We start from the raw sequence: 2,562 nt of genomic DNA, 5'->3' as shown, positions 1-2,562 counted from the left end.
CAAGCGGGCCGGCACCTCTACGTCGACCTGGGCCCGCTGCGGCCGGCGCTCGCCGCCCGCGGGGTCACCGACGCCCAGGACCTGGAGGACTTCCTCACCGCGCGCCTCGCCATGCCGGCCCCCGGCGGGCACCGCTTCGGCGACGATCCGGCGGCGCTGCGCGTACGCCTGTCCACGGGCCCGCTGCTCGGGTCAACCCCGGCCGAGCGCGAGGCGTCTCTCACCTCACCGGAGCCACTGGAATTGCCGCACGTGGCGCGGCTGTTGACGATGGTGGGGTCGGCGCTGGACGACCTGCGCGACGACCCGGGGCCGGTGACCCCGGTGGGCCCGGCGAGTGCGGAAGGCAACGGACCGGCAGGCGAAGGATGGGAGTCCGAGCGATGACCCAGGCGTCCGAATCGACGACAGCACAGCGAGCTGATGCCCCCGCGTCCGTCGACCCCCTCGTCGAGCCGCGGCCGCTCGACGGGGGAGGCGCCACCGCCCCGCCGCGCCGCTGGCCCCGGTCCTTCGCGGACCGCCTGACCGCCCCGCTGCCCGGCCTGCGCGGCTTCGCCCGGTTCGCCCGCGAGGGCAAGGTGCGGCCGTCCGCCGAGGGCCTGGCCGACATTCCGCACCTGCCGTTCGAGCCGGGCCCGCTGCCCGAGGTCGACGCCCGCACGGCCGCCGTCACCTGGGCCGGGCACGCCAGCTGGATCCTGCGCGTCGCAGGACTGACCGTCCTCACCGACCCCGTCTGGTCCCGCAAGATCCTCGGCACCCCCGCCCGCGTCACCCCGGTCGGTGTCGCCTGGAGCGCGCTGCCGCCGGTCGACGCCGTCGTCATCAGCCACAACCACTACGACCACCTGGACTGGCCCACGCTCAGAAGACTGCCGCGCGACACCCCGATGTTCGTGCCCGCGGGCCTCGGCCGCTGGTTCACCCGCCGCCGCTTCACCCGCGTCACGGAGCTGGACTGGTGGGAGTCGGCCGAACTGAAGGGCGTCCGCTTCGACTTCGTGCCCGCCCACCACTGGTCGAAGCGCTCCCTCACGGACACCTGCCGCACGCTGTGGGGCGGCTGGGTCCTCACCGACGGCGAGGGACAGCGCATCTACTTCGCGGGCGACACCGGGTACGGCCACTGGTTCTCCGAGATCGGCGCCCGCTACCCGGGCATCGACCTGGCGCTGCTGCCGATCGGCGCGTACGACCCGCGCTGGTGGCTGCAGGACGTGCACTGCGACCCGGAGGACGCGGTGCGGGCCGCGCAGGACGTGGGCGCCCGCCTCATGGCGCCCATGCACTGGGCCACGTTCCTGCTGTCCGCCGAGCCCGTCATGGAGCCCCTCACCCGGCTGCGGGCCGCCTGGGAGCGGGCCGGTCTGCCGCGCGCCGCGCTCTGGGACCTGCCGGTCGGGGCGTCACGCGTGCTGACTGCCTGACAGCCGGCGCACCACCTTGCGCCACATCACGGGGGCCGCGCTGATCACCACGGTCAGCACGACCGCCGCGACGACGCCCTCCCACGGCTCCTTGAACAGGGAGCCGCCGAGGATCCCGATGACCTGGTACGTCACCGCCCACGCCAGGCACGCCGGAACGTCCCCGCGGGCGAACCGGCGCAGCGGCATCTTCGCCATCAGGCACGCCAGCATCACCGGGATCCGTCCGGCGGGCACGAGCCGCGACAGCACGAGCACCATCACGCCGTGGTCGGCGAGCTTGTCCTGCGCCTGCTCCAGCCGCTCCTGCGGCGCCCGGGAGCGGATGGCCTCCAGCCACTTCGACCCGTTCTTGGAGCGCATGCCGCGCCGCCCCAGCCAGTACAGGGCGATGTCCCCGAGGAACGCGGCGAGCGAGGCCACGCCGAACACGAGCAGCAGCGAGTACGGCGCGGACTGGTGGATGGCGACGACCGCCGCGGAACTCACCAGGGCGCCCGTCGGGATGACGGGCACCAGCGCGCCGACCGCGACGAGCAGGAACAACGACGGGTAGCCGACGGCCTGTTGGGTCGACTCCGGCGGGATACGGGTGACGGCGTCGAGCATCATCGGGCCACCTCCGGCCGGAAGCTCTCGCCGTGGCCGAGGCGGTGCACGGCGACGTCCGGGGCGCGCAGCGCCGCCTGCCGCACGAACTCCTCGCCGGGCGTGTGGAACTCGTGCGGCCGCACCGCGTCCATCCCGATCGGCCAGTACGTCCCGTAGTGCACCGGCACCGCGCTGCGCGGAGCGAGCCGGGTGAGCGCCTCGGCGGCCCGCGCCGGGTCGAGGTGGTGCTCGCCCAGATAGGGCCCCCACCCGCCCACCGGCAGCAGGGCGACGTCCACCTCGCCCACCGCCTCGGCCATCCCGTCGAAGAGCCCGGTGTCACCCGCGAAGTACGTACGGGCCTCGCCGCTGACGACGTAGCCGAGCGCGGGCGACCGGTGCGGCCCCACCGGCAGCCGCCGCCCGTCGTGCTCGGCGCGCACGACCTCCACCGCGAGCGCCCCCACCTCGATCCGCGTCCCGGGCTCGACCTCGGTGAACTCCAGGGAGCGCAGCCGGCGCAGCCCCGGCACCGACCGGG

Annotated in this window: 3 protein-coding genes and 1 pseudogene; 2 read left to right on the top strand and 2 right to left on the bottom strand. The window is 74.8% G+C overall.

Annotation, left to right across the window (positions count from 1 at the left end):
- Both G3I40_RS15225 and G3I40_RS15220 read left to right on the top strand, forming a co-directional pair.
- Window positions 1–387: pseudogene (locus tag G3I40_RS15225) on the top strand (pyridoxal phosphate-dependent aminotransferase); the annotation flags it as partial.
- Complete coding sequence (locus G3I40_RS15220) at window positions 384–1,430, top strand: MBL fold metallo-hydrolase (protein ID WP_203644106.1); 1,047 nt, start codon at window positions 384–386, stop codon at window positions 1,428–1,430. The pseudogene G3I40_RS15225 and the gene G3I40_RS15220, both read left to right, overlap by 4 nt.
- Here the strand turns inward: G3I40_RS15220 and G3I40_RS15215 are convergent.
- The gene (locus G3I40_RS15215) at window positions 1,410–2,042 is read right to left on the bottom strand and encodes a DedA family protein (protein ID WP_239091748.1); all 633 of its coding nucleotides are present in this window, start codon (window positions 2,040–2,042) and stop codon (window positions 1,410–1,412) included. The two genes, G3I40_RS15220 and G3I40_RS15215, sit on opposite strands and share 21 nt — an antisense overlap.
- A partial coding sequence (locus G3I40_RS15210; protein WP_164302705.1) for an MBL fold metallo-hydrolase occupies window positions 2,039–2,562 on the bottom strand: 524 nt, incomplete at its 5' end. The genes G3I40_RS15210 and G3I40_RS15215, both read right to left, overlap by 4 nt.

Source organism: Streptomyces sp. SID14478 (genome assembly GCF_010548525.1).
Lineage (GTDB): Bacteria > Actinomycetota > Actinomycetes > Streptomycetales > Streptomycetaceae > Streptomyces.
The sequence above is the reverse complement of the archived record's forward strand: the minus strand, read 5'-3'. Positions and strand labels throughout refer to the sequence as shown.

Bases quoted from the DNA above. Each gene is read 5' to 3' on its own strand.
- G3I40_RS15215 (WP_239091748.1), bottom strand. From the start codon at position 2,042: ATGATGCTCGACGCCGTCACCCGTATCCCGCCGGAGTCGACCCAACAG.
- G3I40_RS15220 (WP_203644106.1), top strand. From the start codon at position 384: ATGACCCAGGCGTCCGAATCGACGACAGCACAGCGAGCTGATGCCCCC.